17 protein-coding genes are annotated in these 15,384 nt (G+C 65.8%); 9 read left to right on the forward strand and 8 right to left on the reverse strand.

Annotation, left to right across the window (positions count from 1 at the left end; genetic code table 11):
- Window positions 1-35: 35 nt before the first annotated feature.
- Complete coding sequence (locus A5782_RS00350) at window positions 36-1,910, forward strand: alkyl/aryl-sulfatase (RefSeq protein ID WP_067093532.1); 1,875 nt, start codon at window positions 36-38, stop codon at window positions 1,908-1,910.
- A gap of 13 nt (window positions 1,911-1,923) precedes the next feature.
- Here A5782_RS00350 and A5782_RS00355 read toward each other — a convergent pair whose 3' ends face one another.
- The 6 genes from A5782_RS00355 to A5782_RS00380 form a co-directional block, all read right to left on the reverse strand.
- Window positions 1,924-2,892 carry an NADPH:quinone oxidoreductase family protein gene (locus A5782_RS00355; RefSeq protein WP_067093534.1) on the reverse strand — a complete coding sequence of 323 codons (969 nt, stop codon included), beginning with the start codon at window positions 2,890-2,892 and terminating at the stop codon, window positions 1,924-1,926.
- Window positions 2,892-3,515 carry a TetR/AcrR family transcriptional regulator gene (locus tag A5782_RS00360; RefSeq protein WP_067093536.1) on the reverse strand — a complete coding sequence of 208 codons (624 nt, stop codon included), beginning with the start codon at window positions 3,513-3,515 and terminating at the stop codon, window positions 2,892-2,894. The genes A5782_RS00355 and A5782_RS00360 overlap by 1 nt, the downstream gene beginning before the upstream one ends.
- A complete protein-coding gene (locus tag A5782_RS00365; RefSeq protein ID WP_067093537.1) occupies window positions 3,496-4,779 on the reverse strand; it encodes an acyl-CoA dehydrogenase family protein in 1,284 nt (427 codons plus the stop codon). Before A5782_RS00365 ends, A5782_RS00360 begins: the two co-directional genes overlap by 20 nt.
- Window positions 4,780-4,830: 51 nt before the next feature.
- Window positions 4,831-5,595 carry an SDR family NAD(P)-dependent oxidoreductase gene (locus tag A5782_RS00370; protein WP_067093539.1) on the reverse strand — a complete coding sequence of 255 codons (765 nt, stop codon included), beginning with the start codon at window positions 5,593-5,595 and terminating at the stop codon, window positions 4,831-4,833.
- 1 nt (window position 5,596) lies between these two features.
- Complete coding sequence (locus tag A5782_RS00375) at window positions 5,597-6,655, reverse strand: phosphotransferase family protein (protein ID WP_067093541.1); 1,059 nt, start codon at window positions 6,653-6,655, stop codon at window positions 5,597-5,599.
- A 75-nt stretch (window positions 6,656-6,730) separates the two neighbouring features.
- Entirely contained in the window at window positions 6,731-7,402 is a 672-nt protein-coding gene (locus A5782_RS00380) for a class I SAM-dependent methyltransferase (RefSeq protein ID WP_067093543.1), read from the reverse strand.
- 146 nt (window positions 7,403-7,548) lie between these two features.
- Here A5782_RS00380 and A5782_RS00385 point away from each other — a divergent pair, with 146 nt between their 5' ends.
- A complete protein-coding gene (locus A5782_RS00385; RefSeq protein WP_067093544.1) occupies window positions 7,549-8,187 on the forward strand; it encodes a histidine phosphatase family protein in 639 nt (212 codons plus the stop codon).
- Between the two features lie 60 nt (window positions 8,188-8,247).
- Window positions 8,248-9,294 carry a phosphotransferase family protein gene (locus tag A5782_RS00390; RefSeq protein ID WP_067093546.1) on the forward strand — a complete coding sequence of 349 codons (1,047 nt, stop codon included), beginning with the start codon at window positions 8,248-8,250 and terminating at the stop codon, window positions 9,292-9,294.
- Here the strand turns inward: A5782_RS00390 and A5782_RS00395 are convergent.
- Complete coding sequence (locus A5782_RS00395) at window positions 9,291-9,641, reverse strand: lipopolysaccharide assembly LapA domain-containing protein (RefSeq protein ID WP_067093548.1); 351 nt, start codon at window positions 9,639-9,641, stop codon at window positions 9,291-9,293. The two genes, A5782_RS00390 and A5782_RS00395, sit on opposite strands and share 4 nt — an antisense overlap.
- A 100-nt stretch (window positions 9,642-9,741) precedes the next feature.
- On the opposite strand from A5782_RS00395, the gene A5782_RS00400 reads away from it, so the two are divergent.
- The 5 genes from A5782_RS00400 to A5782_RS00420 are packed head-to-tail and all read left to right on the forward strand — an operon-like array spanning window position 9,742 to window position 13,806.
- Window positions 9,742-10,689 carry an ABC transporter substrate-binding protein gene (locus tag A5782_RS00400; RefSeq protein WP_067093549.1) on the forward strand — a complete coding sequence of 316 codons (948 nt, stop codon included), beginning with the start codon at window positions 9,742-9,744 and terminating at the stop codon, window positions 10,687-10,689.
- Between the two features lies 1 nt (window position 10,690).
- Window positions 10,691-11,803, forward strand: coding sequence for an ABC transporter ATP-binding protein (locus tag A5782_RS00405; protein WP_067093551.1), 1,113 nt, complete (start codon window positions 10,691-10,693; stop codon window positions 11,801-11,803).
- Window positions 11,804-11,806: 3 nt separating this feature from the next.
- Window positions 11,807-12,493 carry an ABC transporter permease gene (locus A5782_RS00410; RefSeq protein ID WP_067093552.1) on the forward strand — a complete coding sequence of 229 codons (687 nt, stop codon included), beginning with the start codon at window positions 11,807-11,809 and terminating at the stop codon, window positions 12,491-12,493.
- Entirely contained in the window at window positions 12,490-13,206 is a 717-nt protein-coding gene (locus A5782_RS00415) for an ABC transporter permease (RefSeq protein WP_067093553.1), read from the forward strand. The genes A5782_RS00410 and A5782_RS00415 overlap by 4 nt, the downstream gene beginning before the upstream one ends.
- Window positions 13,207-13,806 carry a putative glycolipid-binding domain-containing protein gene (locus A5782_RS00420; RefSeq protein ID WP_067093555.1) on the forward strand — a complete coding sequence of 200 codons (600 nt, stop codon included), beginning with the start codon at window positions 13,207-13,209 and terminating at the stop codon, window positions 13,804-13,806.
- Here the strand turns inward: A5782_RS00420 and A5782_RS00425 are convergent.
- Window positions 13,769-14,713, reverse strand: a complete 945-nt coding sequence (locus tag A5782_RS00425; RefSeq protein WP_231986562.1) for a prephenate dehydrogenase — start codon at window positions 14,711-14,713, stop codon at window positions 13,769-13,771. The two genes, A5782_RS00420 and A5782_RS00425, sit on opposite strands and share 38 nt — an antisense overlap.
- Window positions 14,714-14,840: 127 nt before the next feature.
- On the opposite strand from A5782_RS00425, the gene A5782_RS00430 reads away from it, so the two are divergent.
- Window positions 14,841-15,362: a tRNA adenosine deaminase-associated protein gene (locus A5782_RS00430; protein WP_067093558.1), complete on the forward strand. Its 522-nt coding sequence runs from the start codon at window positions 14,841-14,843 to the stop codon at window positions 15,360-15,362.
- Window positions 15,363-15,384 lie beyond the last annotated feature (22 nt).

The following is a 15,384-nucleotide window of genomic DNA, read 5'->3' on the forward strand; positions in this document are numbered from 1 at the left end:
ACGCTGGGAGGCGCATCGATGGCAATGTATTAGCGGTGCAACACACACCCCCCACCGCGATCATCGAGTCCGCCCATCGCGACCATGTGTTGCCGTTGGATGACACGGCGGATTTCGACAATGCCGATCGTGGATTCATCGCGGGCCTTTCTCCGTGCGTCATCAAGGCGGCCGACGGCCGCGTCGTCTGGGACAACGACGCCTACTCCTTCCTCGGCGGCGCCGCGCCGCCGTCGGTTCACCCCAGCCTCTGGCGCCAGTCGACGCTCGCCGCCAAGCAAGGCCTCTACGAAGTGGTGCCCGGCATCTATCAGGTTCGGGGCCTCGACATCTCCAACATCACCTTCGTCGAAACCGACACCGGCATCATCGTCATCGATCCGTTGATCTCCACCGAGGTGGCCGCGGCGGCGTTGGCGCTGTATCGCGGGCATCGAGGTGGCGAGCGGCGCGTCGTGGCGGTGATCTACACCCACAGCCACGCTGACCATTTCGGTGGCGTACTGGGGGTCGCCTCGCAGGCCGACGTGGACGCCGGCGCGGTGGCCGTACTGGCACCGGAAGGTTTCATCGAACATGCGGTGCAGGAAAACGTCTACGCCGGACCGGCAATGACGCGGCGGGCGACCTACATGTACGGCTCCCGGCTGCCGCGGGGTCCCCTGGATCAGGTTGGCTGCGGACTTGGGCAGGCGACGTCAACCGGCGAGGTCGCCGTCATCGTGCCCACCGTCGACATCCGCACCACAGGTGAAACACACACGATCGACGGCGTGCAGATCGAATTTCAAATGGCGCCCGGCACCGAGGCGCCCGCCGAAATGCATTTCTATTTTCCGCGTTTCCGCGCTTTATGTATGGCCGAGAATGCGACGCACAATCTGCACAATCTGCTGACCCTGCGCGGTGCGCTGGTGCGGGACCCGCACGCCTGGTCCGGTTATCTCACCGAAGCGATTGACACATTTGCTGATCGCGCCGACGTCGTGTTCGCTTCACACCATTGGCCCACCTGGGGGCGGGACAGCATCGTCGAGTTTTTGTCGTTGCAGCGCGACATGTACGCGTATTTGCACGACCAGACGCTGCGATTGCTCAACCAGGGCCACACCGGCGTCGAGATAGCCGAAATGTTCAAGATGCCACCAGCTCTGGAGCGGGCCTGGCATACGCACGGCTACTACGGATCGGTGAGCCACAACGTCAAGGCGATCTACCAGCGCTACATGGGCTGGTTCGACGGCAACCCGGGCCGGCTGTGGCCCCATCCACCCGAAGCGCTGGCGCCCCGGTATGTCGAGGCGATGGGTGGACTCGACCGGGTCGTCGACCTCGCCAGGGAGGCCTTCGAGTCCGGGGACTTCCGTTGGGCCGCGACACTGTTAGACCATGCGATCTTTACCGACAGCGAGCATGCGGGTGCCCGTGCGCTGTACGCGGACACCCTCGAGCAGCTAGCCTACGGGGCCGAGAACGCAACCTGGCGCAACTTCTTCTTGAGCGGCGCAACGGAATTGCGCGACGGCAACTTCGGCACCGCGACGACCACGACGTCACAGTCGATGCTTGCCCAACTGACGCCGGAGCAGATCTTCGATGGCCTGGCGATCCGGGTCAACGGACCGCGCAGCTGGGATCTGGACATCGCCATCGACATCACCTTCGAAGATACTGCGGTCAACTATCGCCTTACCCTGCGCAACGGGGTACTCGTTCGCCGCAAGGCGGCCGCCGATCCCTCGACGGCGACCGTTACGGCCAAGCTGGCCAACAAAATTCGGCTCCTCGCCGTGGCGATGGGTGATTTCACTTCGCCCGGCCTGGAGCTCTCCGGTGATCAGAGCGCGCTGCAGGGCCTGCTCAGTGTGCTCGACGGACCAGACCCGAATTTCAACATCGTCACGCCGTGAGGACCGGGCCGCGTCACGCGACGTCGATGACCACCTTGCCCAGTACCTTGCGGTCGGCCACATGCCGTAGAGCCGCGGCGGTCTCGGACAGCGGAAATCGCGCGCCGATATACGGCCGCACCGTGCCGGTGGCGAACATCTGCGCCAACTCCTTCAGGTCACGCACGGCGTCGTCGGGCCGGTCGGTCATGAAGGTGCGGATCTCCATGCCCCGCACGCAGATGTCCTTGAGCAAAATGAGGTTTAGCGGAATCGCCGGGATCGCGCCGGCGGCGTAGCCCAGCGTGACGAAGGTTCCGCCACGCGCGAGCCCGCGCAGTGCCGGCTCCGAATACGATCCGCCCACCGGGTCCAGGACCACGCGGGCACTGTCACCGGTGAGCTCACGGATCCGCGTTTTCAGGTCCTCCCGGTCGTAGTCGACGGTCGCCTCGGCGCCGCGCTTACGGCACAGCTCGAGCTTCTCCGGGCTCGAGGCTGCGGCCAGCACTCGAGCGTCCATCGCGACTGCCAGGTCGACCGCGGCCAGTCCCACCCCGCCCGCGGCGCCGAGCACGATTACCCAATCCCCCTGTGTGACAGCGGCGGTCGAGCGCAGCGCGTGATAGGCGGTGCGGTAGGTCACGCCGAATGCCGCAGCCGAGGCGAAGTCGGCGTCGTCGGGCATGAGCTCGGCCTGACTCGCGTCGAGCAGTGCTTGCTCGGCGAATGCCCCGAAGGTGGTTCCGGATACCCGCTGTCCGGGACTGAACGCCGCGCCTGCACCGGCGGCGATGACCTCACCGGCGATCTCGTTGCCTGGTATGAATGGCGGTGGAATTTTCACCTGGTACTTGCCGGCGATGAACAGTACGTCGGGGAAGTTGACGGCGGCGGCGCGGACCCGCACCAGCAGTTGGCCCGGAGCCGCGACGGGATCGGGCACGTCGTCGATCACCAGGTCCTCCGGAGTGCCATAGGAACGACAGATCACCGCGCGCATCAACTTGCTCCCAGTCCACGTAAACAGAACCGCACCACGTGTGCGATGTCGTCGGGTGCGGGCTCCTCGGCCGAGCCCACATAGCGGCGCATAGTTGCGGCGGTGCAGCTGAACACCGCCTCGACATCGCGTTCGACGTCGGTACTACCCAGCGCCGCAACGGGTTCAACGAGAAGCTCGCGAAGCGGCCGCATCATCTCCTGGTCTGCTGCGCGCCAATTGGTCCCGGCCGACATCTGGCCGGCCGCGGCTCGGGTCATGCTGATCAGGTGCGGGTCGGCCACTTGCGCCAGCGTGCCCTCGATCCACCGCATGACCTTTTCGCGCGGGCGGGATTCCTTGGCCATCTGGTGCTCGAGGTAGGACACCACGATGGCCACCCCGCGTTCCATGACGGCCAGGATCAGATCGTCCTTGCCTGCGAAATAACGGTAGAACGCCTTGTTCGACGAACCCGCCTCGGCGACGATATCGCTGACCCGGGGTGGTTCGGGCGCGACGCGTTCCATGACGCGCACGGCGGCGGACAGGATGCGTTCCACCTCCTCAGTGGCCTCCCGCTGGCGGTCGTCCAGTGCCCGCTCGACCGCGGCGGCGACTCGGTTAGAGGTCAACGAGCTCACCGTATTTGGCGCGCGCGGCCGCGCGCCGCACGTCGAGCATCTCGCTGGGCCAGTCACCTTCCTCGGCCTCGTAGCCCTTGAGCAGCATCCGCGCCAGGTTGACCTTGTGCGCCTCGGTGGGCCCGTCGGCTAGGCCCAGGGCGATTCCGCCCAGCAGGACGTTGACCAGTGGCAGCTGATCGGTCAGTCCCAGTGCCCCGTGTACCTGGATCGCCCTCAGCGCAATCGATTTCAGTACCTGCGATGCCAGGATCTTGCAGGCGGCGATCTCCGCGCGGGCGGCGCGCTCGTCGCCGTTGTCGATCAGCCACGCGGCGTGCAGCACGGTCAGCCGGAACGGGATCAACTCGGTGTACGAGTCGGCGACGAACTCCTGGACCAGTTGCTTGTCGGCCAGCAAACTGCCCTGGGTGAAGCGGCTTTTCGCCCGCCGCGACATCATCTCGACGGCGCGTTGCGCCATCCCGATGGAGCGCATCGCGTGATGCAGCCGCCCACCGGCCAGCCGGGTCTGCAATATCAAAAAGCCCTGGCCGGGCTCGCCGAGCAGGGCGTCGGACGGCACACGCACGTCGTTGTAGTGCACCAGGGAATGCCCCGGCTCGTGCGGGTCCGCGCCGACCAAGTGGTGGTTGGCTTCCAGGACCAGACCCGCGGTGCCGGCCGGAATCAGGAAGGTCGATGCGCCGGTATGGACCGGCACGTCGGGATCGGTGATGGCGACGACGATGAAGAAGGAGGCGACGGAAGCGTTGGAGGAGAAATACTTTCGCCCCGTGATGACCCAGTCGTCGCCGTCGCGGACCGCTCGGGTGGTGAAGACCCGTGGATCCGCACCGCCCTGCGGCTCGGTCATCGAAAAGCACGAGAAGATCTCCCCGGACAGCAACCCCGCCAGATAGCGGTCCTTCTGTTCTTGGGTTCCGAAGCGGGCGATGATCTCGGCGTTGCCCGTGTCAGGGGCTTGCGTGCCGAACACGATCGGCGCCCACGGACTCCGGCCCAGGATCTCGTTGATCAAGGTCAGCTTGACCGCACCGAATCCCTGGCCGCCCAGCTCCGGCCCCAGATTCGGTGCCCACAAACCTTTGTCGCGAACCCGCTGTTTGAGCGGATCGACAATGCGCCGGCGCTCGTCGTTCAGCGGCAGGAACTCGCAGCCTGGAAACAGCACCTCCAGCGGTTCCACCTCGTCGCGGACGAACGCGCGGATCCACTCGAGCTTTTCCTCGAACTCCGGCTCGGTTGAAAAGTCCCAGGACATTCGAACACTCCTCTCATTGGTGCCCCCACGGCCGCGCCTGCGATCGCCACGTCAGGGAATTCCACCGTCGGCCCGCAAAATCGAGCCGGTGGTGAAACTGGACGCATCGGACGCCAAGAACAGTGCCGCGCCGACGATTTCACGCGGGTCTCCCGCGCGCTGCAGCGAAAGATGCTTGAACGGATTCTGTTGTGCCGCGTCAAGATTCCAGGCCTTGCTCACGTCGGTGAGAAACGGTCCGGCCATCAGCGTGTTGACCCGCACCGCCGGACCGAATGCTTTCGCCAACGCTTCGGTCATGGCGTTGAGCCCGGCCTTGGACGCGGCGTAGGGGATGATGTCGGGCGTCGGTCGCAGTGATCCGGCCGTACTCACGTTGATGATCGAGCCTCGCCCGGCAGCCACCATGCGCTCACCCACCAACGCCGACAGCCGGAATGGGCCCTTGAGATTCAGGTTCATCACGGCGTCGAACAGCTTCTCGGTCACGTCGGTGAGCTTGTCGTACAACGGGGACATGCCCGCGTTGTTGATCAGCGTGTCGACTTTGCCGAATCGCTCGTAGGTGGCCTCGACCAGTCCATCGAGCTGATCCCAGCGGCCAACGTGCACCTGATAAGGCATGGCGGAACGGCCGGTCTCGGCCTCGACCTCCTTGGCGGTGGAGACGCAGTTGTCCATGTTGCGGCTGGCGATCACCACGTCCGCACCGCAGCGCGCCGCGCCGAACGCCATTTCGCGCCCCAGTCCGCGGCTGCCGCCGGTGATCAGGATGACCCGGCCGGCGAGGTCGAAAAGCTGATCGGCATAACCCATTTCAGGACGCCGTGGTCGGTAGCGATCGAGCGAGTTCGGCTGCGGTGGCGATGAGCTGCAGAATCATCGGACCGAACGCGTCGGTGATCTTCGGGTCAACTCCTCCTTTTTGGGGCCCGCTCCTCACCCCGGCCGCGTACGTCTTCTCCAGCACGATCCCCAGCTTCCAGTTGGCCAGCACCAGGTAATAGTCGATGTTTTCGGTGGACAACCCGCTGATGGTTTCGTAGTGCTCCAGCAGCTCGCTGCGGGTGGGCATGCCGCGCATGTCGAGATAAAACCCGTCCTCGCGCGGCTTTTCACCGTCGTAGCCCAGCAGGCACCACGCCAGGTCGAGCAGCGGGTCGCCGACCGTGGTCATCTCCCAGTCCACGATCGCGGCCAGACGTGCCGGCTTGCCGTGCGCGAACATCACGTTGGCGAATTGATAGTCGCCGTGCATGATGCCCGCCCGGTAATGCGCCGGACGGTTGCGGCGCAGCCAGTCGGACGCCTCGTCCAGACCCGGCAGCTCGCGGACCTTGTAGGCGTCCAGAAACGCCAGCCAGCGATCGACCTGCCGCTCGTGGAATCCGTCGGGGCGGCCGAACCCGTCGAGTCCTTGTTTGCGCCAATCCACTCGGCCCAGCTTGGCCGCGCCGTCGACCAATTGGAAGGCCAGACCGCGCCGGGCCTGCAAGTCGGTGTCGAACGGCGATGGCCACCCGCCGTCCATCGGGCTCCACCCATCAATGGCCTGCATGACGTAGAACGGCAGACCGAGCACGGTGCCGGTGTCGTCGGCCGCGATCAGCGCCGCGTGCGGGACATCGGTACCGGACAGTGCCCGTACCAGGCGGATCTCCCGCAGCAGCCCATCGATGCGGGCGGCGTCGGCCCGGGCACCGGGCATCCGCAACACCATGCGGTGGCCGCCACGCTCGATCAGATAGAGGGTGTTCTGCGAACCGCCCTTCAGCTGGGTCAGCCGCGGCTCTTCGCCGCCACCCGGTGCGTCATTTGTATCCAACCAGCGGGCGAGCACGCCCGCGTCGAGTCCCGATTCACCCACGTGAGTCACCGTCCAACCATCGCTGCACGCCAAAATCTCCGTACGGAGAATAGCATTCTCCGAGCTCACCACCGCAACTGCGGCTCAGTCCGGCTTGTGCGCGCTCAACAGGAACCCGGGCGCCATGAAGTGGCCGTCGTTGTCGTGCTCGAGGTGCGCCAGCGGGCCGTCCGAAGACCCGGCGGTGTCGTCGGTGCCGTACACCTTCGCCGCGCGAAGGTCATCGACGCGCCACAGCGTCGCGACGGCATCGTGCAACTCGGTCTCGGTGAAGCCGGGCGGGCCCGGCCGCTCGGAATGGGCGCTGTCCAGCGCCCCGGCGGCGAAGGCCAGGATGTACAGCGCGGCTCCCGGCGCGGCCGCCCGGAAAATGGATTGGACGTAATCCTGGCGTCGGTCCGGCGGCAGCGCGTGGAACAGGCCGCTGTCCACAATCGTGGAGAAGCGGCCGTCATAGCCCCCGAAGCTGGTGACGTCGGCCTGCGCGAACGTCGCCGTGGTGAGTCCTTGCTCGGCGGCCGCGGCGGTGGCCGCCTGAATCGCGGTCGCGCTGGCGTCCAGCCCGACGACGGTGTAGCCGAGCGCCGCGAGGGTGAGTGAGAGCGCGGCATGGCCACAGCCGGAGTCCAGCACGTCGCTGCGAATCGATCCTTGATCGATCAGAAGTGCCAGCTCCGGTTGGGGCCGCCCGATGCTCCATGGGGGCGGGGTCGCTTGTCGGTAGGCGGCGTCCCAATCCCTGTCCGGCTCGGTCATCCGTCCTCCTCGACGATCGTGTTGCCCACTGCGATGTCAGCGATGTCAGCGATGTCAGCGATGTCATTGTGCACGCCTTGAACGACAGCCAGGGGTCGATGAGAGACTTCGGACCGGCACAACCGCTCGACAAGGCAGGAAGACATATGCAAGTGCTTCTGGTCCGGCACGCGCTGCCGCTGCGCAGCGAACACGGCCAAGGTTCCGATCCGGACCTGTCGCAGGAAGGGTTGGCCCAGATCGAGCGACTACCCAAGGCGCTCGCCAGGTTTCCCATCTCGCGGGTGGTGAGCAGCCCGCAGCGCCGGGCCATCCAAACCGCCGAACCGGTCGCCGCGGATCGCGGGCTGACCGTCGAGATCGACGACCGGTTCGCCGAGTACGACCGCGACCTTCCGGTGTACATCCCCGTCGAGCAGATCCGTGCGGAGATGCCCGAAGAATGGGCGCGCCTGGCGCAGGGGCATCTACCCAGCGCGGTTGACGAGGACGCTTTTCGTGCCCGGGTGAGCGCCGCGGTCGACGACCTCGTCGCCGCCGGCGACCCCGAAGACACGGTCGCGGTGTTCAGCCATGGCGGCGTCATCAACGTCCTCCTGCACCAAATACTCGGTACCGCCCGCCTGCTGTCCTTTCCCGTCGACTACGCGTCGGTGACTCGGCTGTTGTTCTCCCGGTCCGGTCAAGCGACGGTGGCAGCCGTCAATACGACTGAACACGTCTGGGACCTGTTGCCGCGAAATCAACGGTTGCTCGATGACGATGCGGGCCGTGACACGGCCTGAGCGGGCCGGCAAATCGCAGGTGGTGCACCGGGTCAAGGCCGACGATGGTAGACAAGTTCGGTGACTTCAGCTGACCAACTCGAGGGGCTCGACCTGGCTTCGCTGGACTCCTACCTGCGTTCACTCGGGATCGGGCGCGACGGCGAGTTACGTGCGGACTTCATATCCGGTGGGCGGTCAAATCTGACGTTCCGCCTCTACGACGACAGCACCAGTTGGCTGGTGCGGCGCCCGCCGCTGCATGGGCTGACCCCGTCGGCGCACGACATGGCCCGCGAGTACCGCGTGGTCGCAGCGCTGCAGGACACACCGGTTCCGGTGGCGCGCACGATCGGACTGTGCGAGGACGATTCGGTGCTGGGCGCTCCCTTCCAGATCGTCGAGTTCGTCGCCGGGCAGGTGGTGCGTCGTCGCGCTCAACTCGAATCGTTGAGTCACACCGTCATCGGGGGCTGCGTCGACTCGTTGATCCGGGTGCTTGTCGACCTACACAACGTCGATCCCCAGGCCGTCGGCCTGGCCGATTTCGGTAAGCCCAGCGGTTATCTGGAACGTCAGGTGCGGCGATGGGGCTCGCAATGGTCGCTGGTGCGGTTGCCCGATGATCGGCGCGATGCCGATGTGGAACGACTGCATTCCGGTCTGGGCGAGGCGATTCCGCAGCAGAGCCGCGTGTCGATCGTGCACGGTGACTACCGGATCGATAACACGATCCTGGACGCCGACGACCCGACGAAGGTTCGTGCCGTCGTGGACTGGGAGCTCTCCACGCTGGGGGATCCGTTGTCCGACGCGGCACTGATGTGCGTGTACCGCGACCCCGCCCTGGATTTGATCGTCAATGCGCAGGCCGCGTGGACGTCGCCGCTGTTGCCGACGGCTGACGAACTCGCCGACCGGTATTCGCTAGTGGCCGGTATACCGCTGGCACATTGGGAGTTCTACATGGCGCTGGCCTACTTCAAGCTCGCCATCATCGCCGCGGGCATCGACTTCCGCCGGCGGATGTCGGATCAGGCCCGCGGCGCGGACTCCGACCACGCACCCGAGGTCGTGGCGCCGCTGATTTCTCGCGGTCTGGCCGAATTGGCCAAGCTGCCCGGCTAACGCGTGGCGGCCGCGTGCTGCCTTTTGGCCGCGCGGCGCAGCTGCAAGATCCGTGCGGTGCCGACCGCCACCGTGATCAGTCCGCCGACCACGGCCGCCAGCAAGATCGCAACTCCCTTGGGCTGGCTCCAGTGCCATCCCAAGAACTGAAAGTCCGTCGGTGTCGTGTTCTGGGTGATGAAGATCAGCAACAGGATCAGGATCACAAAGCCGGCGATCAGGGAAGACCACAGCGCGCCGGCGCGGGTGAACCCGATAGCCGGTTCTTTGGCGGGTGCGCCGGTCTTGGCCGCAGGGCCGGGCTTGGGGGGCGGCTGCCCGGGCGAGGCAGGATTGTGGCTGCTCATACTGCCATCTTTGCCCTATCCGACGCAGAATGAAACCGATTCGTGGCAACCAATCCGCACGGGACAGCGTCCGCGGGGTTCGGGCGTTAGGGTCGGCGGTATGACGGTACTGCCGCGCCTGCAAAGCAGGATCATGCACGCGGCAGCATTGCTGATGACGATGTGCGTTGTTGCGGCGTGCAGCAATTCTGATCCACTGGGAGCGCAGGTTCGGAGCCCCAATTCCATTGTTATCGGCTCCGGCGACTTCCCGGAATCGCAGATCATCGCCGAGATATACGCACAAGCCTTGCAGACCAACGGTTTCGAAGTCGGCAAGCGAATGGGCATCGGCAGCCGGGAGACGTATATTCCTGCGCTCAAGGACCATTCCATCGATCTGGTGCCGGAGTACATCGGCAATCTGTTGCTGTATTTTGCGCCGCAGTCCAAAGCCACCACGCTCGATGCGGTCGAGCTGGAGCTCCACCAGCGCCTGCCCGGTGACCTGTCAATTCTGGCGCCCGCACCGGCCACCGACACCGATACGGTCAGCGTGACCGGACAAACGGCGAACTCGTGGAACCTGAAGACAATCGCCGATTTGGCCGCGCATTCGGCGGACGTGCGATTCGGGGCGCCCTCGGCGTTTGCGACCCGGCCGGCCGGGCTGCCGGGGTTGCGCCAGAAGTATGGGCTCGACATCAAGCCGGGCAACTTCGTCGCCATCGACGACGGCGGAGGTGCGGTTACCGTGCGCGCCTTGGTTGAGGGAAGGGTGAATGCCGCCAACGTTTTCACCACGTCTCCCGCTATACCGCAGAACCGCCTGGTGGTCCTCGATGATCCCGCACACAATTTCGTAGCCGGAAACATTGTCCCACTGGTCAATTCACAGAAGAAGTCTGACCGCCTCAAGGATGTGCTGGATGCGGTGTCGGCGAAGCTGACCACCTCCGGTGTCGCCGGACTCAACTCCGCGGTGTCGGGAAACTCGGGCATCGACCCCGACGACGCGGCGCGAAATTGGGTACGGGACAACGGCTTCAACCATCCGATCGGAGGATGACTTGATCATCTTCGACAAAGTCAGCAAAGCCTTCGCCGACGGAACCACCGCGGTCAACCAGCTCAGCCTGAACGTCCCCGACGCGAAGCTGACGGTGTTCGTCGGGTCATCCGGCAGCGGCAAGACCACGGCACTGCGCATGATCAACCGGATGATCGAGCCCACCTCGGGCACCATCACGATCGACGGTGTCGACGTTTCCACCCACCACCCGGTGAAACTGCGCCTCGGAATCGGATACGTCATCCAGCATGCCGGTCTGATGCCCCACCAGCGGGTAATCGACAATGTGGCAACGGTTCCGGTATTGCGCGGCCAACCCCGCCGGGCCGCCCGCAAAGCCGCATATGAGGTGCTCGAACGGGTCGGGCTGGACGCCAAACTCGCGACCCGCTACCCCGCGCAGCTCTCCGGGGGTGAGCAACAACGCGTCGGCGTGGCCCGCGCGCTGGCCGCCGATCCACCCATCCTGTTGATGGATGAGCCGTTCTCCGCCGTCGATCCAGTGGTCCGCCACGAATTGCAAAACGAAATCTTGCGCCTGCAAGGCGAATTGCATAAAACGATCGTCTTCGTCACGCACGACATCGATGAGGCGCTCCGGCTCGGCGAACGGGTGGCGGTGTTCAAAAGTGGTTCATTGCAGCAGTACGACGAGCCCGCCCGGCTGCTGTCGCGGCCGGCCAACGAATTCGTGTCGAGGTTCATCGGACTCGGCCGTGGCTACCGATGGCTGCAACTCATCGATGCGGCCGGTCTGCCGTTGCACGATGTCGATCAGATCGTGACCGACAAGCTTGCACAGGCCGAGCTTTCCGCCGGCTGGGCGGTTGTGGTCGACGCCGCCGGGGTACCGATCGGCTGGATCGACGGCGAGGGTGTGCGTCGGCATCGCGACGGTGTGTCGTTGTCCGACAGCATGAGCGGGGTTGGATCGTTGTTTCGGCCGCGGGGAAATCTGAGCCAAGCGCTGGACGCGGCGCTGTCGTCGCCGTCGGGGATCGGTGTCGCCGTCGACGACAGCGGCAAGGTGATCGGCGGTGTGCTGGCCGACGACGTGCTCGCCGCGGTGGATTCTCAACGGCTGGGCTCGGCGGAACGTCGAAGGACTTAGCCGATGCATTATCTGCTCACCCATCTCGACGACGCCTGGGGGCTGGCCGTCGTGCACCTGCGGCTGTCGTTGGTGCCGGTGCTGATCGGGGTGTCGATCGCGCTGCCGCTGGGCATGTTGGTGCAGCGCACGCGAATTGTCCGCCGACTGACCACGGCGGTCGCCAGCGTCGTATTCACCATTCCGTCGCTGGCGCTGTTCGTGGCGTTGCCGGTGCTCATCTGGACCCGCATCCTCGACGAGGCCAACGTGATGGTCGCCCTGACTGCCTACACCGCCGCGTTGCTGGTGCGGGTGGTGCTCGAGGCGCTGGACGCGGTGCCCGCCCAGGTGCGTGACGCCGCCACGGCCGTCGGCTATCCGCCGATCATGCGGATGCTGAAAGTCGAACTGCCCCTGTCGGTTCCGGTACTGATCGCCGGGCTGCGGGTGGTAGTGGTCACCAATATCGCGATGGTCTCGGTCGGTTCGGTCATCGGCATCGGTGGATTGGGTAGCTGGTTTACCCAGGGCTATCAAACCAACAAGAGCGATCAGATCCTGGCCGGCATCGTTGCGTTGTTTCTAGTGGCGATCGTCATCGATGTGCTCATCGTGTTGGCCGGCCGGCTGGCAACACCGTGGGCACACGCCGCGCGCAGCACCGGCCGCCGCTCGGTCGTTGCGCCCGTAGTGGGTGGTGCGCGGTGAACTTCGTAGAGCGGGCGATCACCTATCTGGTGACCGCCGACAACTGGACGGGCCCGGTCGGGCTCGCTGCCCGCATCCTGGAACACCTCGAGTACACCGCCCTGGCAGTGGGCGCCTCGGCGCTGATCGCCGTTCCCCTCGGCATGATCATCGGGCACACCGGCCGCGGCACCCTGCTGGTGGTGGGCGCCGTCAACGGGCTGCGGTCACTGCCGACGTTGGGCGTACTGCTGTTCGGGACGCTGCTGTTCGGGCTGGGGCTGGGTCCGTCGTTGGTGGCGCTGATGCTGCTGGGTGTACCGGCATCGTTGGCCGGTACCTATGCCGGGATCGCCAACGTCGAGCCGACGGTCGTCGATGCCGCCCGGGCGATGGGCATGACGGAGGTCCAGGTGCTGCTGCGCGTCGAGGTGCCGAATGCGCTGCCGTTGATCCTGGGTGGACTGCGAAACGCGACGCTTCAGGTGGTCGCCACCGCGACCGTGGCCGCCTACGCCAGCCTCGGTGGTTTGGGCAGATACCTGATCGACGGGATCAAAGAACGTGAGTTTCATCTCGCCCTGGTCGGGGCGCTGATGGTGGCCGCGTTGGCTCTGGTGCTGGACGGACTGCTGGCGCTGGCGGTGTGGATTTCGGTGCCTGGCACCGGGCGTCTGCGGCGAACATACCGGGCACTTCCGCAGCGGTTGGCCGGCACGTCTTACGGTATATGAGTGAACGCAGCCCCCTCTGATCCGTCTCGCCGCGTGTGGCAGGCGATGCTCACCTGGCGCGCACAGGATGCTCCCCGGATGGAATCGGTACGAGTCCAGGTGTCCGGCAACAGAATCAAGGCCAATGGCCGCATCATTGCCGCCGCCACCGAGACCACCCCGGCATTCGGCGCCTACTACGACTTGCTTACCGATGAGACCGGTGCCACCAAGCGGCTCGGCATGACCGTCACCCTCGCCGAGCGGGAGCGTGTCTCTTCGTTCGCCCGCGACGAAGAGAACATGTGGTTGGTCACCGACCACCAGGGCGAGCGTCGCGCGGCCTACAACGGCGCGCTCGACATCGACGTGGAGTTCAGCCCCTTCTTCAACGCGCTGCCCATCCGGCGGCTCGGGTTATATGAGCGGGCGGCGTCGGTCACACTGCCCGTGGTGTATGTGAACCTGCCGGAGATGTCCATGACGGCGGACACCGTGAGCTACAGCAGCACCGGCAGTCTGTACGAGATCAAGTTGCGCTCGCCGATCTCTGACACCACGGTGAGCGTCGATGAAGAAGGATTCATCGTCGACTATCCAGGCTTGGCAGAGCGGATCTGATCACCCCACCGGCCCGGCCCGCGGCGGCCAATTCCTGACGCCAGTTCTCCGCGCCGACGATGACGTGGAAGATGTCGCTGCGCGGGAAGCTGTCATAACGCGTTCGCGCGGCATGTCCGGACTCGATGAGTTCAGCGGCAGAGTTATGGGAAGCGAGCGATTCGCGGGCACGACTCAGCAGCTCGATGACACGGTCGGCCGCGGGGACCAGTTGATCGGAGTTGCCTTCGCACATCGCCCGGACCAGGTCCGGGGAGCTGGCCGCCACCCGAGTTCCGTCGCGGAATGACCCGGCGGCCAACGCGAAGGCCAATGGGACGTCTCCGGCGACGACGGCCAGCGCCTCGGCGAGCAGGTGCGGCAGATGGGAGATGGCCGCCGCGGCGGCATCGTGTTCGTCGGACCTGGCCGGCACCACCACCGCGCCGCAGTCCAACGCCAACGTCATCACCGTCGACCAGATCGCCGGGTCGACATGATCGTCGACGCTGACCACCCACGGGGCCTCGGCGAACAACCCGGCGTAGCCCGCGGTCCAACCCGAATGCGCCGTGCCCGCCATCGGGTGGCCCCCGACGAAGCGTTCCCGCAGGCCGGCCGCGACGACCTCGTCGAGCACCGCCTGCTTGACGCTGGTGACGTCGGTCAACGGACACGCCGGGGCGGTCTCCTTGATGTGGGCGAGCATGCCCGCCATCGCCGGCATCGGCACGGCCAGCACGATCAACGCTCCGGAGTCGGCGGCTCGCGTCAATGTCGCGGTCAGATCGGTGGTGGCGTCAAAGCCGTCGGCGGTCGCGGCCCGCGCGCCCTCCACCGAGCGGTTGTAGCCGAACACTTCACGACCGGCTGCCGTGGCGGCCCGCATTATCGAGCCACCGATCAGCCCCAGCCCGAGCACACACACCGGTGTCTTGGAAGGAGGGCTCGTCACATTCCAAGGTTGGCACATCCGGTCGGGCACGGTGACGTCAGATCGCCGCCACCAGGCGCCATCTGGTCAGGGACCTGGTCAGGGACTACCGTAAGCGGCCATGGGAGCACAACGGGCCTCTGCCCAGGGCCTGTCCGCGGACACGCCGGACGGGTTCGGCGTCGCTGTCGTGCGCGAAGAGGGCCAGTGGCGCTGTGCCCCGATGGCCCGCAAGTCGCTGCTGAGCCTGTCGGCCGCCGAGACGGAGCTGCGTGAATTGCGCAGTTCCGGGGCGGTCTTCGGCCTGCTGGACGTGGATGACGAATTCTTCGTCATCGTGCGGCCGGCACCCTCGGGAACGCGGCTGTTGCTCTCGGATGCCACCGCCGCGCTGGACTACGACATCGCCGCTGAAGTGCTCGACAAGCTGGACGCCGACCTCGATCCGGAGGATCTCGAGGACTCAGATCCTTTCGAAGAGGGCGACCTAGGGCTGCTCTCCGATATCGGGCTGCCCGAGGCGGTCCTGGGGGTCATCGTCGACGAGACCGATCTATACGCCGACGAGCAACTGGGCCGCATCGCCCGCGAGATGGGCTTCGCCGATCAGCTGTCGGCGGTGATCGACCGCCTCGGTCGGTGATCGCAAGCGCGGCGGAGCCGGG

Source organism: Mycobacterium sp. 852002-40037_SCH5390672 (assembly GCF_001665875.1).
Lineage (GTDB): Bacteria > Actinomycetota > Actinomycetes > Mycobacteriales > Mycobacteriaceae > Mycobacterium.